This window comes from Bradyrhizobium sp. FW305-F6, from assembly GCF_058782905.1.
Map to the genome: position 1 here is coordinate 104,615 of NZ_JBYSYD010000008.1, position 25,208 is coordinate 129,822.

23 protein-coding genes are annotated in these 25,208 nt (G+C 66.4%); 7 read left to right on the forward strand and 16 right to left on the reverse strand.

The genetic code is table 11. From position 1 onward, the window contains the following. Positions 1–383: 383 nt before the first annotated feature. Positions 384–680, forward strand: coding sequence for a response regulator (locus AC3WLX_RS33265; protein ID WP_492339196.1), 297 nt, complete (start codon positions 384–386; stop codon positions 678–680). A gap of 17 nt (positions 681–697) precedes the next feature. Here the strand turns inward: AC3WLX_RS33265 and AC3WLX_RS33270 are convergent, their stop codons facing one another. The 5 genes from AC3WLX_RS33270 to AC3WLX_RS33290 form a co-directional block, all read right to left on the reverse strand. Then, on the reverse strand, positions 698–1,756 hold the full coding sequence (locus AC3WLX_RS33270; protein ID WP_492339128.1) for an AI-2E family transporter: 1,059 nt from the start codon (positions 1,754–1,756) through the stop codon (positions 698–700). Between the two features lie 158 nt (positions 1,757–1,914). Further along, the gene (locus AC3WLX_RS33275; RefSeq protein WP_291623807.1) at positions 1,915–2,544 is read right to left on the reverse strand and encodes a histidine phosphatase family protein; all 630 of its coding nucleotides are present in this window, start codon (positions 2,542–2,544) and stop codon (positions 1,915–1,917) included. 86 nt (positions 2,545–2,630) lie between these two features. Next, on the reverse strand, positions 2,631–4,871 hold the full coding sequence (locus AC3WLX_RS33280) for a PAS domain-containing hybrid sensor histidine kinase/response regulator (protein ID WP_492339129.1): 2,241 nt from the start codon (positions 4,869–4,871) through the stop codon (positions 2,631–2,633). Between the two features lie 115 nt (positions 4,872–4,986). Further along, positions 4,987–5,454 (reverse strand): hypothetical protein, encoded by a 468-nt coding sequence (locus tag AC3WLX_RS33285; RefSeq protein ID WP_291623802.1) that lies wholly within the window; start codon positions 5,452–5,454, stop codon positions 4,987–4,989. 109 nt (positions 5,455–5,563) lie between these two features. Next, on the reverse strand, positions 5,564–7,102 hold the full coding sequence (locus AC3WLX_RS33290; RefSeq protein WP_492339130.1) for a YifB family Mg chelatase-like AAA ATPase: 1,539 nt from the start codon (positions 7,100–7,102) through the stop codon (positions 5,564–5,566). Between the two features lie 226 nt (positions 7,103–7,328). Between AC3WLX_RS33290 and AC3WLX_RS33295 the strand changes: the two genes are divergently transcribed. Then, positions 7,329–7,574 (forward strand): PilZ domain-containing protein, encoded by a 246-nt coding sequence (locus tag AC3WLX_RS33295; RefSeq protein ID WP_028145870.1) that lies wholly within the window; start codon positions 7,329–7,331, stop codon positions 7,572–7,574. 80 nt (positions 7,575–7,654) lie between these two features. After that, positions 7,655–8,440 carry a tetratricopeptide repeat protein gene (locus AC3WLX_RS33300; RefSeq protein WP_291625684.1) on the forward strand — a complete coding sequence of 262 codons (786 nt, stop codon included), beginning with the start codon at positions 7,655–7,657 and terminating at the stop codon, positions 8,438–8,440. Between the two features lie 21 nt (positions 8,441–8,461). Here the strand turns inward: AC3WLX_RS33300 and AC3WLX_RS33305 are convergent, their stop codons facing one another. From AC3WLX_RS33305 to rsmI, 7 genes are all read right to left on the reverse strand, one after another. Beyond that, entirely contained in the window at positions 8,462–9,751 is a 1,290-nt protein-coding gene (locus AC3WLX_RS33305) for a CpaE/TadZ family protein (protein WP_492339131.1), read from the reverse strand. Beyond that, positions 9,748–10,479: a CpaD family pilus assembly protein gene (locus AC3WLX_RS33310; protein ID WP_291625681.1), complete on the reverse strand. Its 732-nt coding sequence runs from the start codon at positions 10,477–10,479 to the stop codon at positions 9,748–9,750. Before AC3WLX_RS33310 ends, AC3WLX_RS33305 begins: the two co-directional genes overlap by 4 nt. A 50-nt stretch (positions 10,480–10,529) precedes the next feature. Then, complete coding sequence (locus tag AC3WLX_RS33315) at positions 10,530–12,047, reverse strand: type II and III secretion system protein family protein (protein ID WP_492339132.1); 1,518 nt, start codon at positions 12,045–12,047, stop codon at positions 10,530–10,532. Positions 12,048–12,057: 10 nt separating this feature from the next. Beyond that, a complete protein-coding gene (gene cpaB, locus AC3WLX_RS33320; RefSeq protein ID WP_492339133.1) occupies positions 12,058–12,864 on the reverse strand; it encodes a Flp pilus assembly protein CpaB in 807 nt (268 codons plus the stop codon). Positions 12,865–13,205: 341 nt separating this feature from the next. Next, positions 13,206–14,150: a glutathione synthase gene (gshB, locus tag AC3WLX_RS33325; protein ID WP_492339134.1), complete on the reverse strand. Its 945-nt coding sequence runs from the start codon at positions 14,148–14,150 to the stop codon at positions 13,206–13,208. A 10-nt stretch (positions 14,151–14,160) separates the two neighbouring features. Beyond that, positions 14,161–14,562, reverse strand: coding sequence for a YraN family protein (locus AC3WLX_RS33330; protein ID WP_492339135.1), 402 nt, complete (start codon positions 14,560–14,562; stop codon positions 14,161–14,163). Further along, the gene (rsmI, locus tag AC3WLX_RS33335; protein WP_492339136.1) at positions 14,549–15,499 is read right to left on the reverse strand and encodes a 16S rRNA (cytidine(1402)-2'-O)-methyltransferase; all 951 of its coding nucleotides are present in this window, start codon (positions 15,497–15,499) and stop codon (positions 14,549–14,551) included. Before rsmI ends, AC3WLX_RS33330 begins: the two co-directional genes overlap by 14 nt. 338 nt (positions 15,500–15,837) lie before the next feature. Between rsmI and AC3WLX_RS33340 the strand changes: the two genes are divergently transcribed. Beyond that, a complete protein-coding gene (locus tag AC3WLX_RS33340; protein ID WP_492339137.1) occupies positions 15,838–17,070 on the forward strand; it encodes a penicillin-binding protein activator in 1,233 nt (410 codons plus the stop codon). Positions 17,071–17,220: 150 nt separating this feature from the next. On the opposite strand, the gene hemW is transcribed toward AC3WLX_RS33340, so the two are convergent. From hemW to rph, 3 genes are read right to left on the reverse strand one after another with little or no spacing between them, the layout of a single operon-like run. Further along, the gene (gene hemW, locus AC3WLX_RS33345; RefSeq protein ID WP_492339197.1) at positions 17,221–18,405 is read right to left on the reverse strand and encodes a radical SAM family heme chaperone HemW; all 1,185 of its coding nucleotides are present in this window, start codon (positions 18,403–18,405) and stop codon (positions 17,221–17,223) included. A gap of 16 nt (positions 18,406–18,421) precedes the next feature. Next, a complete protein-coding gene (gene rdgB, locus AC3WLX_RS33350; protein WP_492339138.1) occupies positions 18,422–19,057 on the reverse strand; it encodes an RdgB/HAM1 family non-canonical purine NTP pyrophosphatase in 636 nt (211 codons plus the stop codon). A gap of 10 nt (positions 19,058–19,067) precedes the next feature. Further along, a complete protein-coding gene (gene rph / locus AC3WLX_RS33355) occupies positions 19,068–19,781 on the reverse strand; it encodes a ribonuclease PH (protein WP_492339139.1) in 714 nt (237 codons plus the stop codon). 169 nt (positions 19,782–19,950) lie between these two features. Between rph and hrcA the strand changes: the two genes are divergently transcribed. Together hrcA and grpE are read left to right on the forward strand one after the other, a co-directional pair. Beyond that, complete coding sequence (gene hrcA, locus AC3WLX_RS33360) at positions 19,951–21,039, forward strand: heat-inducible transcriptional repressor HrcA (RefSeq protein ID WP_492339140.1); 1,089 nt, start codon at positions 19,951–19,953, stop codon at positions 21,037–21,039. Between the two features lie 94 nt (positions 21,040–21,133). Then, positions 21,134–21,751, forward strand: coding sequence for a nucleotide exchange factor GrpE (grpE, locus tag AC3WLX_RS33365; protein WP_291628876.1), 618 nt, complete (start codon positions 21,134–21,136; stop codon positions 21,749–21,751). 56 nt (positions 21,752–21,807) lie between these two features. Here grpE and AC3WLX_RS33370 read toward each other — a convergent pair whose 3' ends face one another. Next, the gene (locus tag AC3WLX_RS33370) at positions 21,808–22,749 is read right to left on the reverse strand and encodes a hypothetical protein (protein WP_492339141.1); all 942 of its coding nucleotides are present in this window, start codon (positions 22,747–22,749) and stop codon (positions 21,808–21,810) included. A 397-nt stretch (positions 22,750–23,146) separates the two neighbouring features. Between AC3WLX_RS33370 and dnaK the strand changes: the two genes are divergently transcribed. Further along, positions 23,147–25,048, forward strand: a complete 1,902-nt coding sequence (gene dnaK / locus AC3WLX_RS33375) for a molecular chaperone DnaK (RefSeq protein ID WP_008539807.1) — start codon at positions 23,147–23,149, stop codon at positions 25,046–25,048. Positions 25,049–25,208: the final 160 nt, after the last annotated feature.

A 25,208-nucleotide genomic window follows, 5' to 3' on the forward strand; every position in this document is an offset into this window, starting at 1 on the left:
AGCGCCGATATGCACGGACTGCCACATTGAGATGAAGTGGTATCGCTCGGAGCTGCTTGCAGACGAGCCGGTCCCCGTCATCGCACATCTTTTCGCCTGCCCGCATTGCAAGCGCGTCGCTCAGACCGAGACGATCTTCCGGGGGGCGGAAGGCCCGCCGGGCCGGCTTTCGGCCCCTCGTTTCAGCGCTCACGCCGCATAGCTGTCGTCGCACCAGAAGGTCCGGCGCCGGCGCGAATGGCTGTCCAGTGCAGTGGAGTGTGTGCCACACGGCCCCGTGCGGAGCTGGAACGCGGGGCCGAGCGGCTCAAGGGCTATGCTGCGCGGCGGAGCGCAACGCCGTCTGCTCGCCGTATGCGACGTCCTGCGAGCCGAACTAACGCATCCGCACTGCACCGAGTGCCCAAGGCGCCTTGACGATTCTCCTCCAGGAAGAGCCGCAAGTGGATCTGCTCCTGACCGCTGTGGTGATTCCCGGGATCAACGGTCGTGAGCTCGGCAGGCGGGCGCAGCAGATACGGCCGGGGCTGAAGGTTCTCTACATGACTGGATATTCCAGGAACGCCGTCGTTCACCAGGGCCGGCTGGACGAAGGCGTGGATATTCTCGAGAAGCCGGTTTCGCAGGCGAAGCTGGCGTTGCGTGTACCTGAGATCCTGGACCGGCCGGTCAAGGAATGAAGCTTACTTGATGAAGCTCACTTGCGGGCCTCCTGTCGCGCTTTCGCGCTCATGAAGATTTGCCACACCGTCAGGAACATCGCGGCAACGAGCGGGCCGATGACGAAACCGTTCGCTCCGAAACTCGCAAGGCCGCCCAAGGTGGCAAGCAGCACGACATAGCTCGGCATCTGGATCGACTGGCCGACCAGGATCGGGCGGAGGAAATTGTCCGCAAGGCCGATCACGAAAGTGCCGAAAGCGAGCAGAATGAGGCCCTTCGTCACTGCACCTGACACGAGCAGATAGAGCGCGACCGGAACCCAGACCAGGGCCGAGCCGAGCACGGGAAGCAGCGAGACCAGCGCCATGAGCGCGCCCGCCAGCAGCGGAGCGGTCAAGCCGAGCAGCCAGAAGATGAGCCCGCCGAGCGCGCCCTGGATCAAGGCGACGAGAACGATGCCCTTAATCGTCCCGCGAACGGCGAGCGTGAACGCGTCGAGAATCTCGGCGGTGTGGCTCGGCCGCAGGGGGAGTGCGTCGCGAATGCGCGCGGTGAGCTCGTCGCCATCACGCAGCAGGAAGAACAGCAGGTACAGCATTACGAGCAAGCTTGCGGCGAATTCCAGCGTCACCTGGCCGATGTTGAGCGCATGCCCGGCCAGCTGCTGGCCGGCCGGGACCACCAGGCTCGACAGGCGTTCCCTCAGCGACGACAAATCGATGCCGGCCAGGCGATCCGCGAGTGAGCCAGCCCACGCGGGCAGCGCGGATTTCAGCTGCTGCAGGGGATGAGCAAAACTGATCTCTCCGCTCTGAACGCGTTGATAAAGCTCCCCTCCCTGGTCGATGAGCGAAGCGATGACGATCGCCACGGGGATCAGGACCATGACGATCACCACGAGGACGGTGACGAAGGCGGCGAGGTTCTGCCTTCCCGGGAAAGTGTCCAGGACGCGTCGATAGAATGGGGCGAAGATGATGGCCAATAGCGTGGCCCACAACACTGCGCCGGAGAACGGCCAGAGCACCCACCCGAACGCAATCGAGATCACGACCAGCAGGATGAGGAATGAACGGTCCTCTGATGTTCTCACGTGTTCCCAGCCTTTCAGTCGCTTGTCAGCGTAGGTCCGTAGCACAACATCGTGACCGAGCGGAAAGCCGTGGCGGCCAATCGCCTCACCCGCCACGCCAAGCCGGCGCCCGAAAACGCCACTTGCGGCTTACCTCACGCTCGCGACACGGGTTGGACTCACCTGCCTGCCTTTGCGTTCCAATCCGCAAGCTTGATGCGGCCTGCGAAGGTGGCCGGGCCGGATCCGCTGGCCTTGTAGACGAAGGCTTCGCCCTCCTGCACGTCGCCGGCTTCCTTGCCGAAGGCATCGGCGATGTTGGTCTTGTGGGTGACCAGGAGCGTGTTGGTGCCGGTCGCCGGCGGCGTATCGACGAGCTGGCGCACGGCCTGCCCGGCCTTGGCATTGGCGCCGGTTGGGTTTGCCATTCCGGATGCGCTGGCGTTGCTGCTGTCGGTCAACGCATCGACCGGCTTGACCTCACGGCCGGAGATCAGCTTGCCCGCCTCGACCGCGCGATTCAGCCGGCTGGTGTAGATATCGCCGACAGGAATCGCGAGGTCCTTGATGGCTGCTCCGATCTGGCGCGCCATGTCCCTGCCCTTTTCGCTGAGCTGACGCTGGGCGCTCATGTCGTCGAACTTGAACGGGTAGACGTCCTTCTGGCTGTCGTCGGTCGCGGTGTGCCGGAAGATCAGGACATAGCCGCCCTGCTTGAGTGACGAGATCAACTCGGGTGCATCGGCGGCGGCCGGTCGGGAGATGCCAGCGAGGAGGACGATAAGTGCGAAGCGGCAAAGCAGGTTCATGCGGAAAAATCCTCTGTTGCAAAATGCCCCCTCGAGGATGGTGACGCGCCGCGCGCTCGATTTCAATTATGGATTGTCGGTCGAGATCAGGTTCCCGTCATATTCGGGACCGCCAGCGGCTTGGACGCGGCCAGCCCCGCCAGCGCCTCCTCGAGCTTCTCGCGGTCGAGCGGCTTGATCAGAAATCCGTTCATGCCCGCTTCGAAGCAGGCATAGCGATCCTCCATCAGCGTGTTGGCGGTGAGCGCCAGGATGGGTGTGTGACCGCCCAAGGCTGCTTCATGCGCGCGAATGCGTTTCGTCGCCTCGATGCCGTCGAGCTGCGGCATCTGGATGTCCATCAGCACGAGATCGTAGGGCGTGCCGGCGGATGTAGCGGCGAGCCAGGATTCCAGCGCGGCCTCGCCATGGACCGCGATGACGACGCGGTGGCCGAGCTTCGTCAGCAGCGAGCGCATCAGCAGGGCGTTGATCTCGTTGTCCTCGGCGACGAGGATCGAGAGGCCCTTCGCCGATGCCGGGCCGGCGGACTCGGCCGGCGGCTCCGGCGCGAGTTCGGGCGAGGCAACCTCCGGCGTCAGCGCAAGGCGCGCGGCGAGAGAGGCGGCGCGCAGCGGCTTCACCAGAAAACCGGTGAACGCCGGTGAGAGCTTCTCGTGGCGAGAGCTCGACGTCAGCAGCACGAGGCGCTGCAAGGCATGCGCGCGGGCCGCCTCACCGAGACGATCGGCGATGGCGGGGCCGACCGCACGATCGATCAACACGGCGTGCCACGAGCGCTCCGGCAGCAGTGCTTCGGCGACGGCAGCGTCGGCAACCACGCAAATCTGGCCGCCCCAGCGCTCCAGCCGCCGGGCGATGAGCGAGGCCTCGATGCCGTCGGCGACCAGAAGCATCGACTTGCCGGTGAGGTCGACGCCCGGAAAAGCCGTCTGTCCGGCGCTCGCTTGCGAGGGCGGAAGCGGCACCGCGACCTCGAAGGTCGAGCCCTTGCCCGGCTCGCTCTGGAGCGTGATCCGGCCGCCCATGCGCTTGACGATCCGATCGCTGATGGCAAGGCCGAGCCCGGTGCCGCCATAGGTGCGGGCGATGCGCGCGTCGGCCTGCTCGAACTCGCGGAAGATGCGCTGCTGGGCGTCGGACGCGATGCCGATGCCGGTATCGCGAATCAGGAAGCTGATCTCGTTCGGCCAGATCCCGGGCTCGACGATCAGCGCAACACCGCCATTCGCAGTGAACTTGATGGCGTTGCCCGCGAGGTTGAGCAGCACCTGGCGCAGCCGCGCGGCATCGCCTACCACTTCCAGCGGCAGGCGCTCGTCGATGTAAGCGGCGATCTCGAGCGATTTCGCCTGTGCGCGCGGCGCCAGTAGCTCGGTGATCTCCTCGACCATGGTCGAGAGCGCGAAGGGACGCTGATCGAGGTCGAGCTTGCCGGCCTCGATCTTGGAATAGTCGAGCAACTCCTCGATCAGCGCCATCAAGGCTTCGCCGGAGGTTTTCACCGCCCTGGCATAAGTGGTCTGCTCCGGCGTCAGATTGGTGTCCAGCAACAGGCCGCCCATGCCGATGATGCCGTTCAAGGGGGTGCGGATCTCGTGCGAGGCCATGGCGAGGAAGCGCGACTTGGCGCGGTTGGCGGCATCGGCCTGGTCGCGGGCCTCGGCCAGTGCGCGCTCGGTCTCGGTGCGGTCGGTGACGTCGCGTCCGACGCTTTGCAATTCGGCCGGCTGTCCGGCATCGCGGCGGACATAGCCTTCGCGCCAGGCGATCCAGCGCGCGCCGAGCGGGGTTGCGATCTTCTGGTCGTGGATGCGGGTACCGCTGCTCTCGCGGGCGCTGTCGCCCTGCTCCAGCACGTCGAAATCGAAGCGCGTGCCGACAAGCGCGCTGCGCGCCTGTCCTGCGAGGGCGCAATAGGCCTCGTTGGCGAAGGTGATGCGGCCGCTCGTATCGCGCAGCACGATCAGATCGCCCTGCTGCTCGAACAGGCTGCGGGCGCGTTCCTCCGCCTCCTTCAGCTCCCAATTGCGGTCGATCAACGCCTCGTTGTGCGCGGCCAGCTTGCGGAGCCGCTTATTGATGAAGCGCAGCCGCATGCTTAGCGTCGCGAGCCCGAGGCAGGCGAGCGCGAACAGGAAGCTGGCGCCGATCGCAAAGGTATGAGGATCGTAGCCGGAATTGTCGGACCGGCTGCCGGACACGAAACCATAGGCGCCGCCGAACGTCGCCGAGAAGATCATGAAGGAGCGGATCGCGAAGGCGATGCGCGGATGCTGTCGCCTGAAGCGGCGCATGCGCACCTTGATCCGGAACGTCCGACCCATCGTCACCGCCCTTGCCTGAAACCCCGCCGCCGCGTGCGACGATGTCGTCTCGACCTTGCGAACAGTTTGAGGCGTTGGCCTCGGCTCCAAACAGGGTTGACGGGGTGTTAACGGCTTAAAGCGAAGCCGCCTTGAAGCTGCCATGGCCGCCACGGGCGCCGACGATCAGCGCCGCCGCCTCGCGCGGCGAGAACGTCTTCGAGCGCACATGGATGCGGTAATCCGCCGGCCCTTCGCTGGAGAGATAGATCACCTCGCCGCCGTCGACGGGCTGGGCGGCAATCGAGACCAGGCGCGTCGACGGATTGGCCTGGCAGGACTCCGCCTCGGAACCGGGGCCGTCGTCCACCACGGTGAAGTCCGCAGCGTCGGCATTGTCCGTGATCTGGACCCGCACCGTGGCCCGCGTCGGATCGTCGGTGAAGGCGACATGCACGCCGGCGGTCCAGAACCGGGAGGTGAGCTCGACCGACGTGTCGCCCACCGCGATGCAGGGATGCGAGACCGATCCGACCTCTGCGCGGGCAAACACCGCAGCCGCCAGCAGGGGAACGACCGAAGCCAGGAACTTGAAACGCAACATGACGCTGTACTCGCCGGGCCCTTGGGAACTCGTGACCGAAACGCGCTGGGCCTTATGGTTTGCAGAGCGTAAAGGAAACTCGTTACCACCGGGTTGATGCGAGGCGCGTTCACGCCATCTGCCGCACATCCTCCGCGAGTGCGCGGTAGGACAGCGCTTCGGCCAGATGCAGCCGGCCGATCTTGTCGGAATGATCGAGGTCGGCCAGCGTGCGCGCCACCCGCAGCACACGGTGATAGCCGCGCGCCGACAGCCGCATGGTCTCGGCGGCATCGCGCAGCAGCTTCTGTCCTTGCGCATCCGGCTTTGCGACCTCCTCCAGCACGGAGGCGGGCGCCTCGGCATTGGTGCGGACATTCGGCAGGCCCGCATCCGCATAGCGGGCGAGCTGGATGTCGCGCGCCGCCGCGACACGCGCGGCGACCTCGGCCGATCCTTCCGCCGGCGGCGGCAGGATCAGGTCGGCCGCGGTCACGGCCGGCACCTCGATGCGCAGGTCGATGCGGTCCATCAGGGGACCGGAGATGCGCGCCTGATAGTCGCCGGTGCAGCGGTCGATGCGGCCGCGCTTGCAGGCATAGCCGGGCTCGAACGCGTTGCCGCAGCGGCAGGGATTCATCGCCGCGACCAGCATGAAGCGGGCCGGGTAGGTGACGCGGTGATTGGCGCGCGACACCGCGACCTCGCCGTTCTCCAGCGGCTGGCGCAGCGAATCCAGCACGCGCGGATCGAATTCCGGCAGCTCGTCGAGGAACAGCACGCCCTGATGCGCCAGCGAGATCTCGCCGGGCTTGGCGCGCATGCCGCCGCCGGTCAGCGCAGCCATGCTGGCGGAATGATGCGGCGAGCGGAACGGCCGCCGCGCCGTCAGCGCACCGCCTTCGATCTCGCCAGCGACCGAGGCGATCATGGAGACCTCGAGCAGCTCGCCCGGCGACAGGGGCGGCAGGATCGAGGGCAGCCGCGCCGCCAGCATCGATTTGCCCGCGCCCGGCGCGCCGATCATGAGCAAATGATGCCCGCCGGCAGCCGCGATCTCCAGCGCGCGCTTGGCGCTTTCCTGGCCCTTGATGTCGCGCAGGTCGAGCGTCGAGGCTGCGGCCTCGTGCACCTTTGGCGTGGGCCGCGACAGCACCTGCGTGCCCTTGAAATGGTTGGCGATCTGGATCAGCGAGTGTGCGGCGACGATCTGGATGTCGGGGCTCGCCCAGGCCGCCTCGGAGCCGCACGCCGCCGGGCAGATCAGCCCCTCCTCGCGCGCGTTGGCGCCGATCGCGGCGGGAAGAACGCCGGCCACCGGTGCGATCGAGCCGTCGAGGCCGAGCTCGCCGAGCACGGTGAAGCCGGTCAGCGCATCAGGCGGGATCGCCCCGATCGCCGCCATCAGCCCGAGCGCGATCGGCAGGTCGTAATGGCTGCCTTCCTTGGGCAGGTCGGCCGGCGCCAGGTTGACGATGATTCGCCGCGCCGGCAGCGCCAGCCCCGAGGCGATCAGCGCCGCACGCACCCGCTCGCGCGCCTCCGACACCGCCTTGTCAGGCAGGCCGACGATGGCGAAGGCCGGCAGGCCGGGCGCGACTTGCACCTGCACGTCGACCGCGCGGGCCTCGATCCCCTCAAAGGCGACGGTAGAAACCCGCTGAACCATGCTCAAACCAGCCTGCCCTCTCGCGCAATTAGGGGTAGCAGAGCGCGGCCGCCGGCGCAAGAACAATACGGGAACGATCCTCGAAGGAACGCAACTCCTAACCCGGCCTAAACGGGACGCCGAGACTACGTCTCGAATACCACCCTCTCTGCTCAGCACATCCCAACGAATGTCCGTTACTCCTTGCCTGCGGGATGGGCCGTGGTCTGATGGGTAAACAGTTCAAATGCTGGTAAATCGCCGGAGAAGCGAACGTCGGGTGTGTAGCCGGCTCGCCAAGATCCATTTTGGCGCGGGCTCGCTGCCGCGGGACTGCACGATCACTGATATTTCGGATGGCGGCGTGAAGGTGGTTGCGGAATTCCTGGAAGTGCCGCCGCAGTTCACCATCATTTTCGCGCCGGATTACTCCCGCCAATGCCGTCTGCGCTGGCGCATCGGCTGCGAGTTCGGCGCCGAATTCGTCGACTGAACGCAAGCGCGCCCGCGTCCTTAACGGGACTTTAGCGTTAATCGGTAAGCATCTCTGATCAGTTGCCGAGTGATCAGAGTATGTCCAAGCGTTTGTCTCTCGCCTTTCCGCCGGCGGGATATCTGTGTTCCGCAGTCCTGATCCTCGCCCTCGGCGGCTGTCAGACCGCGGGCATCGAGGATGTCACCGGTGCGCTTGGCAGCAAGCGGGAAGCGGCGACCAGGGTCGACGCGAAGGCCGAGGCAAGGTCGAACATGGACGCCTTGCGTGAGCGCTACCGCGCCAGGCCCAGCGATCCCGCAGTCGCGATCGAATATGGCAAGGCTCTGCGCGAGACCGGGCAGCGCGCGCAGGCGGTCGCGGTGCTCGAGCAGGCCGTGCTCGCCCATCCCAGCAACAAGGCGCTGCTCGCCGGCTATGGTCGCGCGCTCGCCGACAACGGCAATTTCCAGCAGGCTTTCGACGTCCTCGGCCGCGCCCATTCGCCCAATGATCCCGATTGGCGAATCCTGTCGGCACAGGGCGCAGCGCTCGATCAGCTCGGCCGCAACGAGGAGGCACAGCAATACTACGCCGCGGCGTTGAAGATCGTGCCGGACGAGCCCGCCGTGCTGTCCAATCTCGGACTGTCCTATATGCTGCAAAACAATCTGTCGAAGGCCGAACAGGTGCTCGGCCGCGCTCATCAGCGCAATCAGAACGATGCGCGGGTCCGCGCCAATTTCGCGCTGGTGCTGGGCTTGCAGGGCCGCGAGGCCGAGGCCGAGATCCTCGTGAAAGCCGATCTGCCACCCGATCAGGCCGCGGCCAAGGTCGCAGCGCTGCGGCAGCTGCTGGCGAAGAAGCAGCAGCGGGCGGACCGATAATCCGCCTCTCTCGATGTTCGCTTACGAAGCCTTGCGATGCGGGGCCGAGCCGCGTCCGGACCTGCCCTTCAGCTTCTTCAACAACGGCTCGAGCAGCGAGCGCCTCGGCTTCTTCACCTCGCCGCGGCCGGCGAGGCGGTTCGCCATGTCCTGAAACAGCAGCGTGGTGCGGTGGGACTTGGAGACCTCCGCGATCATCTGGCCGTTATTGGCTGCGGTCGAGAACAGTTTCGAATCGAACGGGATCGCCGCGATCGGCTGGCTCTCCATGGTCTTGGCGAAGGCCTTGACCTCGATCTCCGCGCGCTTGGGCATGCCGACCTGGTTGAGGCAGTACAGCGGCGGGCGGTCGTTCGGCCGCGCCGCTTTCAGCACGGTCAGCATGTTCTTGGTGTTGCGCAGATTGGCGAGATCGGGCTCGGCCACGATCACGATGTCGTCGGCATTGACGAGCGCGCGTCGCGTCCAGCCGGACCATTGATGGGGAACGTCGAGCACGATGCAGGGCGTCGTCATGCGCAGCGTGTCGAACACCGCGTCAAAGGCTTCGGCGCCGAAATCGTAGACCCGGTCAAGGGTGGCAGGCGCCGCCAGGAGGCTGAGGCGATCGGTGCATTTGGCGAGCAGGCGCTCCATCAGCGCCGTGTCCGGCCGGTCCTGCGACAGCACCGCGTTGGCAATGCCCTGCACCGGATCCTGGTTGTAGTCGAGGCCCGCTGTGCCGAAGGCGAGGTCGAGATCGATCACGACGGAATCGAGCGCGAGGTCGCGGGCGATGGTCCAGGCCAGGTTATGCGCGACGGTGGACGCGCCGACGCCGCCCTTGGCGCCGACCACGGCGATGACGCGGCCGGTGATGATGGCCTCGGAGGCCGAAAACAGGCTGCAGATGGAGCGGACCACGTCGAGGGTCTCGACCGGTCCGACCACGTAGTCGTTGACACCGCGGCGCACCAGCTCGCGATAGGGCGCAGTGTCATGGGGATTGCCGATCACGACCACACGGGTGCCGGGGTCGCAGACGCCGGCGAGGTCGTCGAGCCCCTCGAGAATGTCGCGCGTGCCGTCCGACTCGATGATGATCACGTTCGGCGTCGGCATCGATTCGTAGACTTCGATCGCCGCCGCGAGGCCGCCGTCCTTTGCGGTGAGGTGGGCCTTGGCGAGCCGGCGATCCTCGCCGGCCGCGGTCACCGCCTTGAGCGTCTGCTCGGTCTCGCAGAAGGCCTGCACAGAGATTCGAGGAACCGGCGCGATGTGTTCCTCGGGATGTCCGGGGTCGTCCGCATCTTCGTCTTCTAACCTTGTCATTGGCCCGTGTCGCTGAGTTTGGCCCGGTCGGATTCGGGATAGGTGGTTGCCGTCGTCGTGCCCTTGCGATAGCGCTCGAATGCAATGTTTCGTCGCGCGGTGTAGGCCGGTGTCTCGGATCGCGGCTGCTCGAGGTCGGCCGGGTTGTCGATCATGGCCGCGAGATTGCGCTGGCTGGCGCAGCCCAGATTGAAGTAGGGGCGGTTCTCGTTGTAGCCGGGGTTGAGAATGGACGGCCCGACGTCTTCCGGCCACAGCCCGCAGGGGCCCGCGACGGCGGCGATCCTGGAATAGCTCAGGCGGATGGTGGGCAGCAGCCCGGGATCCTCGGGGCGATAGGGATGCTGGACGATGGCGCGGGACGGCACGCCACCGGCGCCGAGCGCCGCGCGAATTTCCTGATAGGTCGCCGCAGCCGCGCGCGAATTGGCGGTGTCGACGGGTACGTCGACCACGACTGCGCCGGTGCCTTCGCGTACCCAGTCCTGTGCGATGCCGGCCACGTCCGCTCGCTGTGCGGCGGAGAGGCCGCCCCTCGCCTTGCCGACGAAGATCACGATCGACTTCTTGCCTTCCTGCACCGCGATCGGATGACGCTGGCGATAGTCGGTCGGGACCGTCTGGGTGACGATCTCCGTGGTGTTGCAGGCGCCGAGCATGACGGAGAGGCCCGCCAGTGCCAGCGCGATCCCGAAGTTGCGACGTCGATCGGCTGCTGGTGTCGTCATCGGCTGCTCCCCTCCTGCCCCGTGTCCTGTCCGGTCCCCAAACCGTGGTGTCAGTCGATGATGAAGCCGAAATCACCCGGCGTGCCGTCGATCGGATCGACGCGGCGCGCGACGCCATAAAGGCGGTTTATGCGGCCAAGCAGCGCCGTCTGCGCATCCGAAGCCGGGGCGAAGCCGTCGTCGGGCCGCGACAGTTCCTTCTGGGCGACTGCGCGCACCACATAGGGCGTCACGATCACCATCAACTCGGTCTCGTTGTTGACGAAGTCCTGGCTGCGGAACAGCGCGCCGATGATCGGCACCTGGTCGACGCCGGGCAGGCCGTTGATGGCCTGCTTGGTCTGCTGCTGGATCAAGCCGGCCATCGCCATCGAGCCGCCCGAGGGAATCTCCAGCGTCGTTTCGGCGCGGCGGGTCTGGATCGAGGGAATGGTGATCGAGTTGTTCGTCGTGGCGGACACCGCCTGTGTCAACGTGATCGAGTTCGTGTTCGACAGCTCCGAAACCTCGGTCATGACGCGCAGGCTGATGCGGCCTTCGCTCAACACGACCGGGGTGAAGTTCAGGGAGATGCCGAACTTCTTGTAGGTGACCTGGGTGGCGCAGGAGCGGGTGACCGGATCGCAAGTATATCCTGCCGGGATCGGGAACTCGCCGCCGGCGACGAACGTGGCGGACTCGCCCGAGATCGCGGTCAGGCTCGGCTCGGCCAGCGTTCGCATCACGCCGGCGCTTTCCATCGCCCGCATCGTGGCGCTGACGGTGGCGACGCCCTTGGCGAGGCCGGCGACGCCGAGGCCGTTGCTGGCGACGATCGGCCCGCCCGCGACCGAGAACGGGTTGGAGTTGTTGAAGTTCACCACGGCCGTGCCGGCATTCAGGCTGGCGCTGAGATCGACGCCCAGCTGCTTGACGATGTCGCGGCGCACCTCGCCGACCACGACCTTGAGCATCACCTGGTCGCGGCCGCGCACGATGATGTTGTTGACGACCTTGTCCGCGCCGCCGACCAGTTTTGCGGCGACGTCGCCGGCCTGCTGGGCCTCGACCGGGCTCGTCACCGAGCCGGTCAGCATCACGCTGTCGCCGACGCCTTCGATCTGCACGCCCGGCAGTGACTGGCGCAGGGCGGCGCGCATGCCGTTGAGGTCGCGCTTGACCGCGATGTCGTAGGAGGCGACCTGCTGGCCGTCGGCGGCGAAGAACACGACGTTGGTCTGGCCGACCTGGCCACCGATGATATAGGCGCGCTGGGCCGAGCGGATCACCGCGTTGGCGATCTTGGGATCCGCCACCAGCACGTCCTTGACCTCGCGCGGCAGGTCGATGACGACGGATTTGCCTATGCCAAGCGAAAGAAAGCGCGTTCTCGCAGATGCGGCCGTCGCGACCGGCGACAGGCCTAGATCCGGCGCCTGCATTGGTGCCTGGTCGCCGACCGGCGCATCGGCTGCGCCCACGATGCCGGGCGCCGCGAGCAGCCCCAGCATCAGCATCGTCCCCGCAAAGAACGAGCGCGCGCGCTTCCCCCGAATGCGCAGGCCCGTCCGATCACCCCCGTAGTTCATGCTGTCCCCATCACTTCTGTGACGTCACTTGCCGTGCCTGCACCCCGTAGCGGATGACGTTGACGCCATCGGAGCGCTTGGCTTCCTTCTCGATCGTGCCTTCCGTCGCGTTGGCGTCGACGATGCTCCGCAGCGCGAGCTGGAGCGTGCCACCCTGGCGCGCGGCCGAGAGCGTGGCGACCTGATCGGGCCTGAGCTCGAGCGTGACGGTCTTGCCCAGCACGGCGTTCTGGCCGTCCTTTTCCTTCGGCGCCTGGTCGATCGCGAGCACACGGATGTTGCTCAGGATGACCTCGGACACGATGAGATCGTTGTTGTCGCCGTTCACACCGTCGGGATTCTTCAGGCGGCGGGTCAGGACGATGTCGACGCGGTCGTTCGGCAGGATGAAGCCGCCGGCGCCGGTCTCGGCTGAAATCTCGGTGGAGACGGCCCGCATGCCCGACGGCAGGATCGCGGCCATGAAGCCGGAGCCTTCGGCCCGCACCAGCTTCTGCTCGCGGATCGGCTCGCCCTGCATCAACGGCACGCGTGCGATCGAGCCGGCGATCTGGGTCTGCGCCTCGGGCCTGTTGTCGCGGCGGATGAAGGCGCTGCTCGCGGTCGCGGCCGGCCAGGCCTGCCATTGCAGGTCGTCGGGCTTGAGCGCCTGGCCGAGCTGAATGTCGTTCTTGGCGATGAGGACGTCGACCGTCGGCAGCGTCTCGGCGACGGGAATGACGGGCGCCGGTGCGTTCTGATAGCCGCTCGCCAGGTACGCAGCGACGCCGCCGGCGCCGAGCGCGATGACGAGAACGACAATGCGTGCGGTATTCATACGCTTCTACTCTCACGCGGGGCACTCGAACCGCACCTGGCGTGTTCCCCCGTGTCGAGGAGTAGGCAGCAAAAGTGTAAGGGGTGTTGCGAGGCCGAGTGTGATGGCCAGTGATGCTGCCGGTTCTCGGCAGATGGTGAACGCGGCGTTAGCCAGCCGGCCGGTGGCTCCGTAGTTTCACGCAGTATGAAGAGCGTACGCCGATGCGGCGCGCGGCGTCATGGTGAACGGGAGGTTAGTGAATTGGATTTTAGCGGGTAGCCCGGATGAGCGAAGCGACATCCGGGTTACTCCTTGCCCCGGATATCGCTGCGCTCATCCGGGCTACGAGTGACGAGCGCTTACTTTTTCCGCTTGCCTTCGATCACGTCCCAGATCTTCGCCGCGACGTCGGGTCCGCCGAGCCGAGCGATGGCGCGGATGCCGGTCGGCGAGGTCACGTTGATCTCGGTGAGGTTGCCGTTGATGACGTCGATGCCGACGAACAAGAGGCCGCGATCGCGCAGCGCCGGGCCGAGCGTGGCGCAGATCTCGCGCTCGCGCGGCGTGAGCTCGGTCTCCTGCGCCGCGCCGCCGCGCACCATGTTGGAGCGGAGGTCGTCGGCGGCCGGCACGCGGTTCACGGCGCCGGCGAACTCTCCGTTCACGAGGATGATGCGCTTGTCGCCGTGCCTCACCTCCGGGATGAATTGCTGGATCACCCAGGGCTCCTTGAAAGTGACGGAGAACATGTCGAACAGCGAGCCGAAATTCATGTCCTGCGGCATCACGCGGAACACCGCCGCGCCGCCATGGCCGTGCAGCGGCTTCATGACGACGGCGCCGTGCCGGTCGCGAAACGCGTTGATCTCATCGAGGTCGCGCGAGATCAGTGTCGGCGGCATCAGCTGCGGAAAGTTCATCACGAACAGCTTTTCCGGCGCGTTGCGCACCGAGGCGGGATCGTTGACGACAAGCGTCTTCGGATGGATGCGCTCCAGGAAATGTGTCGAGGTGATGTAGGCGAGGTCGAACGGCGGGTCCTGGCGCAGCAGCACCACGTCGAAGCCGTTCAGCGGCTCGCGCCTGGGCTCGCCGAGGGTGAAATGGTCGCCGGGCTCGTCGCGCACGGTCAGGAGCTGAACCGGCGCCACCAATTCGTCGCCGACCATCGAGAGCTTGTCGGGCGTGTAATAGGACAGGCCATGGCCGCGCTTCTGCGCCTCCAGCAGCAGCGCAAAGGTGGAATCGCCCTTGATGTTGATGCGGGCGATGGGGTCCATCTGGACGGCGACGTTGAGTTTCATGGTCTGCCTTTCAGGTCGAGGCGTCGAATGCCGCCAACACATGGCGCGGAAGCGAGCGCGGCGCAATCAGCATGGCGTCGAATCGCAATTCGAATTCGGCATGCTCGGGATGCGCCACGAGCCAGCCTTGCGCGGCGTCGATGATGCGCTGCTGCTGGCGCGGCGTCACCGCAAAAGCGGCGTCGTCCAGGCTCGCCCGCGCCTTGACCTCGACGAAGGCGATCAAATTGCCGCGGCGCGCCACGATGTCGATCTCGCCATGCGGCGTACGGTAGCGCTTGGCGAGGATGCGGTAGCCCTTGGCCATCAGATAGGCCGCGGCGCGGCTCTCCGCGGAGATGCCGGTGCGGAAGGCGGCAACGCGCTCGGGCGAGGCGATCCTCGGCTCCCGCGGCGTCTTAGTCTTCGCCATCGCCGCCCCGCTTGTCCTTTGCGAGCTCGAGCGCGCGGGCATAGACCTCTCGGCGCGGCCGCCCTGAGAGCGCGACCGCATGCGCCACGGCATCCTTGACGCTGTGCCCGGCTAGCTGCTCGCGCAAGAGTTCGTCGAGCGCGTCCGATGCCAGCACCTCGGCGCCGGCTGCAGGCGGGCCGATCACCAGGACGAATTCGCCGCGCGTCTCTGGCGCGTCGGCTTGCCGGGCGAGTTCGGCGAGGGGGGCGCGCCTGACCTTCTCGTGCAGCTTCGTCAGTTCGCGGCAGATCGCGGCCTCCCGTTCCCCCATGATCTCGCCGAGATCGGTCAGGGTGGCCTGCATTCGATTGCCGGACTCGAACATCACCAGCGTTGCGTCGATGCGTGCGAGCTCGGCCAGGCGCGCGCGTCGCGCGGCGGATTTCGCCGCCAGGAAACCCTCGAAGAAGAACCGGTCGGTCGGCAGCGCGGCAACCGAAAGGGCCGCCAGCACCGAGGACGGGCCGGGCAGGGCATGCACCGCATGGCCGGCGGCACAGACCTCGCGCACCAGCTTGAAGCCGGGATCGGAGATCAGCGGCGTGCCTGCGTCCGAGACCAGCGCGACCGAGCCGCCCGCCGCCAGCGCCTCCAGGATTTTCGGACGCGCGGCCTCGGCGTTGTGCTCGTGATATTGCCTGAGCTGCGCAGTGATCGCATAGCGCTCGGTCAGTCGCCGCGTGATGCGGGTATCCTCGCAGGCGATGATGTCGACGCCGGCAAGCGTCTGCAGCGCGCGGACCGTGATGTCGCCGAGATTGCCGATCGGGGTCGCGACCAAATGGAGGCCCGGCGCCGCCTTCGGCGCCGCAAGCCGGTGGGCATCAATGGAGAAGCCGCGCGGGGCGGCGTCTTTGTCTTCAGGCGTATTTATCGAGGCCGGCTTTGCGCGCATAATGAGGTCAACTTAGGCACGATCCGGAAGGCTGGGAACCGGCTCTTCGAAAAAGATCGTGCCGAGGTGAGGGGTGAGGAACACTGGAATGTGCGCCGGCAGGCATCACATTCCCTAGGGAATAAGCACCCGGGTCATACTCGCGGCGAAAACGCCGCCTTGATGCCGGGTGCGGAACGGTGGACAGCTAACCGGAATTCAGGGTGCGGCCGCGTTAAGCGATCATTATCCTTTTGTTTTAGTTAACTATTCGCCGACAATATACCTGAATCCGCGGCTTCTGTCGCGGCACGATTGTTGAGACCGGCCGGCGTCGGCTGGTCGAAAGAGAAGCTGTCATGGTGGGCCCGCGTCATCCGAAGTCTCCCGTCCCGGGTCCCCTGTCGCCAGGCGCGACCCGGCGGGGTGTGCTCGGGCTGTTGCTTGGTGCGCCCGTGCTGTCGGCCTGCGCCGGCGTGCAGCAAAGTCTCAGCCAGTTCTCCAACCCGTTCTCGAGCTCCGCACCGCCGGCCCAGCCGGCAGGCCCGCAGCAGCAGGCCACGACCGCCGGCACGGGCGGCGTGAAGGTCGGCCTGATCCTGCCGCTCTCGGCGGCCGGTAATGCAGGCCTCGCCGCGCAATCCATGCGCAACGCCGCCGAGATGGCGCTGGCCGAGTTCCAGAACCCCAACATCCAGCTCCTGATCAAGGACGACAACGGCAGCCCGCAGGGCGCCCAGGCAGGTGCGCAGCAGGCGGTCGAGGAGGGCGCCGAGATCATCCTCGGGCCGCTGTTCGCGCAATCGGTTCCGGCGGTGGCGCAGGTCGCGCGCACGCGCGGCATCTCGGTGATCGCGTTCTCGACCGATTCGAGCATCGCCGGCCGCGGCGTCTATCTGCTCTCGTTCCTGCCGGAGTCCGACGTCAATCGCATCGTCGAATATTCGTCCAGCATCGGAAAGCGCTCCGTCGCCGTGCTGGTGCCCGACAACGCCTATGGCAATGTCGTCGAGGCCGCGGTGAAGGCGGCGGTGCCGCGGCGCGGCGGGCGCATCGTCGCTTTCGAGAGATACGGCGCCGACCGCGCCACGCCGGCGCGCACCGTCGCGCAGCAGCTCGGCAGCGCGGATGCGCTGTTCATCGCCGATGACGGCGATGCCGTCGTGTCGGTGGCGGATGCGATGACGGCGGCAGGCGCGAATTTGCGCAACATCCAGCTGCTCGGCACCGGCCTGTGGGACAACCCGCGCGTCTATGCCAATGCCAGCCTGCAAGGCGGCCTCTACGCTGCGCCGGATCCGGCCGGCTTCCGCGCCTTCTCCGGCCGGTACCGCACCAAATACGGCGCCGAGCCGATCCGCACCGCGACGCTCGCTTATGACGCCGTCGCTCTCGTCGCCGCACTTGCGCGCACGCAAGGCGGCCAGCGCTTTTCGTCCGATGTGCTCACCAACCCGTCGGGCTTTGCCGGCATCGACGGCCTGTTCCGTTTCCGTGCCGATGGCACGAATGAACGTGGCCTCGCCGTGATGAAGGTGACGCAAGGCGGCGGCGTTGCGGTCGCGGGCTCGCCGAAGAGCTTTGGGGCGTAGCTGTCCAACCTCTCCCGCTTGCGGGAGAGGTCGGCGGGAAGCGCCGGGTGAGGGTTCTTTCCTCTTGGGGATTGTCCCGTTGCGGAGAGACCCTCTCCCCACCCCTCTCCCGCAAGCGGGCGAGGGAGCGCACCGCCGGTTTGGCTGATATTACGCCGCGAGATCCGCGACCACGGCATCCAGCACCGGAAAACCGCTGCTGGTCACGCGCAGCCGTCCCGTTGGGTCCACCGTGATTGCGCCTTCCTCGCGCAGGAGCGCGATGCGGCGGGGGTCGAGCGGGCGGCCGGCGAGGGCCTTGTAGCGCTCGGGGTCGATGCCCTCGGCCAGGCGCAATCCCATCAGCAGGAATTCGTCGGCGCGTTCCTCGCTGTTGAGGTGCTCGTCGGTGACGACGCCGTCGCCGTTGGTCTCGACCCGCATCAGCCAGGCTTCGGGACGCTTCTCGGTGGCGATGGCGTGCCTGATGCCGTCGATGTCGAGGCGGCCATGCGCACCGGGGCCGATGCCGGCATATTCCTCGCCGCGCCAGTACACCAGATTGTGCCGGCACTCGGCACCGCGCCGCGCGTGATTGGAGATCTCGTAAGCCGGCAGGCCGAGCTTGTCGCAGGTTTCCTGCGTGACGTCGTAGAGCGCGCGTGCGACAGCCTCGTCCGGCGTCTTCAGCTTGCCGGCCTTGTGCAGGCCGAAGAACGGCGTGCCTTCCTCGATCGTCAATTGATAGAGCGACAGATGCTCGGCCGCTTCGCCGATCGCAACACGCAGCTCGTCGGCCCACATCGCCGGCGTCTGGTCGGGGCGGGCATAGATCAGGTCGAACGAATAGCGGTCGAACGAGCGGCGCGCGATGGCGACGGCATCGAGCGCCTCGCGCGCATTGTGCAAACGGCCCAGCGCCTTCAGGGAGGCGTCGTCGAGCGCCTGCACGCCGAGCGAGACGCGATTGACGCCGGCGCTGCGATAGCCGGCAAAGCGCGTGGCCTCGACGCTGGTCGGGTTCGCTTCCAGCGTGACTTCGACGTCGCCCGCGACGGTCCAGTGCTTGCCGATCGCATCCAACACGGCGCCGACCGTTGCCGGCTGCATCAGAGAGGGCGTGCCGCCGCCGAGGAAGATCGAGGTGACCTCGCGGCCGGGGGCGCGCGCTGCCGTCGTTGCGATCTCGCGCGCGAAGGCGGACGCAAACCGCGCCTCGTCGATCGCGGCGTGGCGGACATGGCTGTTGAAGTCGCAATAGGGGCATTTCGACAGGCAGAACGGCCAGTGCACGTAGATGCCGAAAGCTCCAGATTCCTGTTTTGACGCGTTTTCCTTGCGCGAATCGGTACCCACTTCGCTCGAAAACGCTCTAGCGCGGCTCAAGGCAGATCTCCGCCAGTTTCACGAAGGCGCGGGCGCGGTGCGACAGGCCGAGGCCGAGCGGCGGCAGGCCGTGCTTCTCGATGCTGGTCATCTCGCCGAAGGTGCGGTCGTGGCCGTCAGGTAGGAACATCGGATCGTACCCGAAGCCGGCGGTGCCGCGCGGCGGCCAGACCAGCGTGCCGTCGACGCGCGCCTCGACCTCCTCGCGATGATCGTCGGGCCAGGCCACGCAGAGCGCGGAGACGAAATGCGCGGCGCGCTTGTCCGGCGTGGTGGCGCCGCGCTCCTGCAACAGGCGCTCGATCTGCGCCATCGCCGCGTTGAAATCCTTGGACGGACCGGCCCAACGCGCGCTGTAGATGCCGGGCGCACCGTCCAGCGCGTCGACCACGATGCCGGAATCGTCGGCAAAGGCGGGAAGCCCGGTTGCCTGCGCGGCCGCGACCGCCTTGATCGCGGCGTTGCTGCGGAAATCGTTGCCGGTCTCCTCTGGCTCGGCGAGGCCGAGCTCGCCGGCCGACACCGCCGCGATGCCATACGGCGCAAGCAGCTCCTTCATCTCGGCGAGCTTGCCGGGATTGTGGGTGGCGATGACGAGCTTGTCCGTGATTCGGCGGTGCATGGCCTATTGACTACGCCACCGCCAGCTTCTGCAAGTCCACCAGGCGCGCGATGCCCTTCTGCGCCAGGGCCATCAGCTTCAGGAACTCGTCCTGCGTGAACGGCTCGCGTTCCGCGGTGCCCTGCACCTCGACGATGCGGCCGTCGCCGGTCATGACGAAATTGGCGTCGGTCTCGGCTTCCGAATCCTCGGCATAGTCGAGATCGAGCACCGGCGTGCCGTTGTAGATGCCGCATGAGATTGCGGCGACGTTGTCGCGCATCACATTGGCCTTCACCATGTTGCGCGCCTTCATCCAGTTGATGCAATCGGCCAGCGCGACCCAGGCGCCGGTGATCGAGGCCGTGCGGGTGCCGCCGTCGGCCTGGAGCACGTCGCAATCGACCGTGATCTGGCGCTCGCCGAGCGCTTCGAGATCGACGATGGTGCGAAGCGAGCGGCCGATCAGGCGCTGGATCTCGACGGTGCGCCCGCTCTGCTTGCCGGCCGCGGCCTCGCGGCGGGTGCGTTCGGAGGTCGCGCGCGGCAGCATGCCGTATTCGGCGGTGACCCAGCCGCGGCCCTGGCCCTTCAGCCACGGCGGCAGGCGATCCTCCAGCGTGGCAGTGACCAGCACATGGGTGTCGCCGAATTTCACCAGGCAGGAGCCCTCCGCATATTTGACTACGCCGCGCTCCAGCGTCACGGGGCGCAATTCGTCGGGCGCACGGCGGCTTGGCCGCATGGGAAATCCTCCAAAACTCACGGGAAAAGGCCTGTTGGCCCGTGCTTGTAGGTGCGGCGGCGGTGGGCGGCAAGGTTTTTTCACCCCTGACGTCGAGGCCGCCAACGCCACGCTTGTCAGAACCGTCCCGGATGGACAAATTACCAGTATCCGAGAGGAGTTACCGTCTGTGTCCCATCACGATCCGATCCATCTGATCGCGCCGCACGCAGGCCTTGCCCAGCTCAACGAGCGTTCCCGCGACATCTTTCGTCAAATTGTCGAAAGCTATCTCGCGACCGGCGAGCCCGTCGGCTCGCGCAACATTTCCCGTCTGATCGCCATGCCGCTGTCGCCGGCTTCGGTGCGCAACGTCATGGCCGATCTGGAACAGCTCGGCTTGATCTATGCCCCGCACACCTCTGCCGGGCGGCTGCCGACGGAGCTCGGCCTGCGCTTCTTCGTCGATGCCCTGATGCAGGTCGGCGACCTCAACGAGGCCGAGCGGCAGTCGATCCAGAGCCAGCTCTCCTCGGTCGGCGAGGCGCAGTCGGTCGAGGCGGCGCTGAACCAGGCCTTGATGCGGCTCTCCGGCCTCACCCGGGCCGCCGCCGTCGTGCTGACGCCGAAATCCAATGCGCGGCTGAAGCACATCGAGTTCGTGCGCCTGGAACCGGAGAAGGCGCTGGTGATCCTGGTCGGCGAAGATGGCCAGGTCGAAAACCGCGTATTGACCCTGCCGCCCGGAGTTCCCTCCTCGGCGCTGACCGAGGCCGGTAATTTCCTCAATGCGCGCATCCGCGGCCGCACGCTGGCCGAGGCGCGGCTCGAGCTCGAGACCGCACTGGGCGAGGCGCGTGCCGAGCTCGATCAGCTGACACAGAAGGTGATCTCGGCCGGGATCGCCAGCTGGTCCGGCGGGGAGACCGAGGACCGGCAGCTCATTGTCCGCGGCCATGCCAATCTGCTGGAAGATCTGCATGCGCTGGAGGATCTGGAGCGGGTGCGCCTGTTGTTCGACGATCTCGAGACCAAGCGCGGCGTGATCGACCTGCTCGGGCGCGCCGAGACCGCGGAGGGCGTGCGCATCTTCATCGGCAGTGAGAATAAGCTGTTCTCGCTGTCCGGATCCTCCACCATCATCTCGCCCTATCGGGATGCCGCCGGCCACATTGTCGGCGTCCTCGGCGTGATCGGCCCGACGCGGCTGAACTATGCCCGCGTGATCCCGACCGTCGACTATGCCGCCCGCATCGTCAGCCGCCTCCTGGGGGGCTGACCGGCGTTTCCGCCGATCACGGGCGCTTGATTTTCGCGAGTTTAGGCACGATATCCGGGCCAACATCCCTGAAACGAGTTCGAGATAAGAGCCGATGACCGAGCAAGACCGGCAACCTCAAGACACGACTGCAGCGACCGGCGAGCCCGTGGTGTCGAAACCCTACATCATGCCCGACGATCCCGAGCCGGGTTCGGTCGAGACGTTGCAAAAAGAAGCGGCTGAGGCGCGCGACCGCGTGCTGCGGACGTTGGCCGAGATGGAGAACCTGCGCAAGCGCACCGCCAAGGAAGTCGCCGACGCCCGCCTCTACGGCATCACCGGCTTCGCGCGGGACGTGCTCGACATCGCCGACAATCTCCAGCGTGCGCTCGATGCCGTTCCGGCGGAGGCGCGTGCTGCGGCCGATCCCGGCCTCACGGCGCTGATCGAGGGTGTCGAGTTGACCGAGCGCTCGCTGCACAGCGCGCTGGAAAAGCATGGCGTGAAGAAGCTCGATCCGCAGGGCCAGAAGTTCGACCCGAACTTCCACCAGGCGATGTACGAAGTGCCTGACGCGTCGGTGCCCTCGGGCACCGTGGTGCAGGTCATGCAGGCCGGCTACACCATCGGCGAGCGCGTGCTGCGCCCGGCGCTGGTCGGTGTCGCCAAGGGCGGCGCCAAGGCCGCGCCGGCGGCGAACAACAACGAGTCGAGCGGCGCCCCGAACTGAGTCTCAGACTCTCATGGTGAGGAGCCGCGCCCTTGTGCGGTGCGTGTCCCGAAGGGTTACCCCTTCGGCTGGATCCCGTCGCGCACGGCGCGGAAGCGGGTGAAGGCGGGCAGCCACTGGTCGCGCGGGGCGCTGGCGATGATGCGCAGCGAGGCGCCGCCGCTGGAGAAACGGATCCACTGCACCACGGTCACCGGGATCTTGTCCTTGCCGCTGACGCCGTCGATGCGGGTCTCGAAACCCTGCTGGCCGTTGATGCGGATCGGCTCGGACATGGTGACGCGCGATTCGCGCACGCCGGGAATCTGGAGTGCCGCCTCCTGGGCGAAGCGGGCGCGGTCGTCGGCGGCTTGCGGGGTGGCGCCGATCACGCCGAGGATCATGAACGGCTTCGATTCATAACCCATGGTCTCATCGCCGTCGGCCAGGATGATGCTCGAACCGGGCCCCAGCGTCCGAATGTCCTTGAAGTCGGCGAGATCGGTGATCTTGAACGGCATCAGCGCGATCTGCTCCTCGGCCGAGACCTGCCTGCGGGTGACTGTGCTCGCAAACATCTGCCGGACTGCTTCGTCCGTGTAGATCTTGGCCGCATTCTCCGGAATCTGTACCGCGACATAGCCGGAGAAGCCGGCGCCGGGGACGATCATCGAATAGCGCTTCACCGGGGTGTCGCCGGCCTTGCCGCTCTCGGTGGTGAAATAAGCGAGCCCCGCGGGCGTCTCGATCTTGTCCTGCTTGACGCCATTGGGCCCGGCGGGATTGGCATTGAAGGCGCTCACGACCTCGCCATAGGCCGCCGGCGGCAGCTCGGTGATCAGCACCTTGACGCTGCCGTCCTCGCTTTCGAAGCCCGGAAAGGTCTTGGCGGTGTTGAGGCCGATCAACGGCACCATGCCGAGACGCAAGCCGGGTGGAAAAACGGCGTCGGCCGCAAGGGCCGGGAGCGCGGAGGCGGCGAGGAGGGCGAGCGCGGCGAGGGGACGGGTCAGCTTCATGGGCACTCTGATTGGTTCACATTGAGGCCGTTCGATGGTCGGAGACCGGGCCGCTTTGTCGCGCGAGGCAGCTCTGAAGCTGCAGCCCGGCCGGTCCGTCTTTTAGCGGGTTTGGACTTGCCGCAACAGGGCGGGACGGGCTCGTGGTAGCGGGGGCTTGCCGAGGATCGAACCTGTTAATAATTCCTCACCCGCAAGGGCGGTTGAGCCCTGATATCTTCTTCCAAAAGCCGATGTTTTCGCGGCAGAAACCTAGCTTCGGTCCTTGCGGGCCCCTCCCCCCCTCCTATATGAGCCTCAATCATCGCAATATCGCGGATGTTTGATCTTAGGGGGTTTCGGTTCGGGTGCCTTCTGGGCCCAGCCAACCTGCCGCAAAAAGAAGGATATCAGGACCATGGGAAAGGTCATTGGGATCGACCTCGGCACCACGAATTCGTGCGTCGCCGTGATGGATGGCAAGAACGCCAAAGTCATCGAGAATTCCGAAGGCATGCGCACGACGCCTTCGATCGTCGCCGTGACTGACGACGGTGAGCGCCTCGTCGGCCAGCCGGCCAAGCGCCAGGCCGTCACCAATCCCGAGCGCACCTTCTTCGCAGTGAAGCGCCTCATCGGCCGCCGCTACGACGACCCGATGGTCGAGAAGGACAAGAAGCTCGTCCCGTACAAGATCGTGAAAGCGTCCAATGGCGATGCCTGGGTCGAGGCCGACGGCCAGACCTATTCGCCCTCGCAGGTCTCGGCGTTCATCTTGCAGAAGATGAAGGAGACCGCGGAAGCCCATCTCGGCCAGAAGGTCGACCAGGCCGTCATCACCGTTCCCGCCTACTTCAACGACGCCCAGCGCCAGGCGACCAAGGACGCCGGCAAGATCGCGGGCCTCGAGGTGCTGCGCATCATCAACGAGCCGACCGCGGCCGCACTCGCCTATGGCCTCGACAAGACCAAGGCCGGCACGATCGCCGTATATGACCTCGGCGGCGGCACCTTCGATATCTCCATTCTCGAAATCGGCGACGGCGTGTTCGAGGTGAAGTCGACCAACGGCGATACCTTCCTCGGCGGTGAAGACTTCGACATGCGCCTCGTGGGTTATCTGGCCGACGAGTTCCAGAAGGAGCAGGGCATCAACCTGCGCAACGACAAGCTCGCCCTGCAGCGCCTGAAGGAAGCCGCTGAAAAGGCCAAGATCGAGCTGTCGTCGACGACGCAGACCGAGATCAACCTGCCCTTCATCACCGCGGACCAGACCGGCCCGAAGCATCTGACCATGAAGCTCACCCGCGCCAAGTTCGAGGCGCTGGTCGATGACCTCGTGCAGAAGACCGTCGAGCCCTGCCGCAAGGCGCTGAAGGATGCCGGCGTCACCGCTGGCGAGATCGGCGAAGTCGTGCTGGTCGGCGGCATGTCCCGCATGCCGAAGGTGCAGGAAGTCGTGAAGCAGCTGTTCGGCAAGGAGCCGCACAAGGGCGTGAACCCGGACGAGGTCGTGGCGATCGGTGCCGCGATCCAGGCGGGCGTGCTCCAGGGTGACGTCAAGGACGTGCTGCTGCTCGACGTGACCCCGCTGTCGCTGGGCATCGAGACGCTGGGCGGCGTGTTCACCCGCATCATCGACCGCAACACCACGATCCCGACCAAGAAGAGCCAGGTGTTCTCGACGGCCGAGGACAACCAGAACGCCGTCACCATCCGCGTCTTCCAGGGCGAGCGTGAAATGGCGGCGGACAACAAGATGCTCGGCCAGTTCGACCTCATGGGCATTCCGCCTGCGCCGCGCGGCATGCCGCAGATCGAGGTGACCTTCGACATCGACGCCAACGGCATCGTCAACGTCTCGGCCAAGGACAAGGCCACCGGCAAGGAGCAGCAGATCCGCATCCAGGCCTCGGGCGGCCTGTCGGAAGCCGACATCGAGAAGATGGTCAAGGACGCCGAAGCCAATGCCGAGGCGGACAAGAAGCGCCGCGAGGCCGTGACCGCCAAGAACGAGGCGGATGGCCTGGTGCATTCGACCGAGAAGGCTTTGGCCGAGCACGGCTCGAAGGTCGCCGAGAGCGAGCGCCGCGCCATCGAGGACGCCGTCAGCGACCTCAAGGAAGCGCTGAAGGGCGACGATGCCGAGGCGATCAAGGCCAAGACCCAGACGCTGGCGCAGGCTTCGATGAAGCTCGGCGAGGCCATGTACAAGCAGCAGGCCGAGGCCGACGCCAAGAAGGATGCGGCCAAGGACGACGTCGTCGACGCGGAGTTCACCGAAGTCGACGACGACAAGAACAACAAGAAGTCCGCCTGAAGCCCGCGAGGGTGACGATGCGGACGGCTTGGACCCCACACGCGCTGCCGGCCTCCTCCCTCGCGGGGGAGGCCGTCGCGCCGGGCCTGACGGGACAGGACTCCTTTCAAGACTCCCTTGAAGTCGGCCCTGTTGCCATCGATCAATTCCCAGCCGTTAT

Coding starts and splice junctions, on each gene's coding strand:
- AC3WLX_RS33275 (WP_291623807.1), bottom strand. CDS start 2,544: ATGAACCTGCTTTGCCGCTTCGCACTTATCGTCCTCCTCGCTGGCATC.
- AC3WLX_RS33280 (WP_492339129.1), bottom strand. CDS start 4,871: ATGGGTCGGACGTTCCGGATCAAGGTGCGCATGCGCCGCTTCAGGCGA.
- AC3WLX_RS33285 (WP_291623802.1), bottom strand. CDS start 5,454: ATGTTGCGTTTCAAGTTCCTGGCTTCGGTCGTTCCCCTGCTGGCGGCT.
- AC3WLX_RS33290 (WP_492339130.1), bottom strand. CDS start 7,102: ATGGTTCAGCGGGTTTCTACCGTCGCCTTTGAGGGGATCGAGGCCCGC.
- AC3WLX_RS33295 (WP_028145870.1), top strand. CDS start 7,329: ATGCTGGTAAATCGCCGGAGAAGCGAACGTCGGGTGTGTAGCCGGCTC.
- AC3WLX_RS33300 (WP_291625684.1), top strand. CDS start 7,655: ATGTCCAAGCGTTTGTCTCTCGCCTTTCCGCCGGCGGGATATCTGTGT.
- AC3WLX_RS33305 (WP_492339131.1), bottom strand. CDS start 9,751: ATGACAAGGTTAGAAGACGAAGATGCGGACGACCCCGGACATCCCGAG.
- AC3WLX_RS33310 (WP_291625681.1), bottom strand. CDS start 10,479: ATGACGACACCAGCAGCCGATCGACGTCGCAACTTCGGGATCGCGCTG.
- AC3WLX_RS33315 (WP_492339132.1), bottom strand. CDS start 12,047: ATGAACTACGGGGGTGATCGGACGGGCCTGCGCATTCGGGGGAAGCGC.
- cpaB (WP_492339133.1), bottom strand. CDS start 12,864: ATGAATACCGCACGCATTGTCGTTCTCGTCATCGCGCTCGGCGCCGGC.
- gshB (WP_492339134.1), bottom strand. CDS start 14,150: ATGAAACTCAACGTCGCCGTCCAGATGGACCCCATCGCCCGCATCAAC.
- AC3WLX_RS33330 (WP_492339135.1), bottom strand. CDS start 14,562: ATGGCGAAGACTAAGACGCCGCGGGAGCCGAGGATCGCCTCGCCCGAG.
- rsmI (WP_492339136.1), bottom strand. CDS start 15,499: ATGCGCGCAAAGCCGGCCTCGATAAATACGCCTGAAGACAAAGACGCC.
- AC3WLX_RS33340 (WP_492339137.1), top strand. CDS start 15,838: ATGGTGGGCCCGCGTCATCCGAAGTCTCCCGTCCCGGGTCCCCTGTCG.
- rdgB (WP_492339138.1), bottom strand. CDS start 19,057: ATGCACCGCCGAATCACGGACAAGCTCGTCATCGCCACCCACAATCCC.
- rph (WP_492339139.1), bottom strand. CDS start 19,781: ATGCGGCCAAGCCGCCGTGCGCCCGACGAATTGCGCCCCGTGACGCTG.
- grpE (WP_291628876.1), top strand. CDS start 21,134: ATGACCGAGCAAGACCGGCAACCTCAAGACACGACTGCAGCGACCGGC.
- AC3WLX_RS33370 (WP_492339141.1), bottom strand. CDS start 22,749: ATGAAGCTGACCCGTCCCCTCGCCGCGCTCGCCCTCCTCGCCGCCTCC.
- dnaK (WP_008539807.1), top strand. CDS start 23,147: ATGGGAAAGGTCATTGGGATCGACCTCGGCACCACGAATTCGTGCGTC.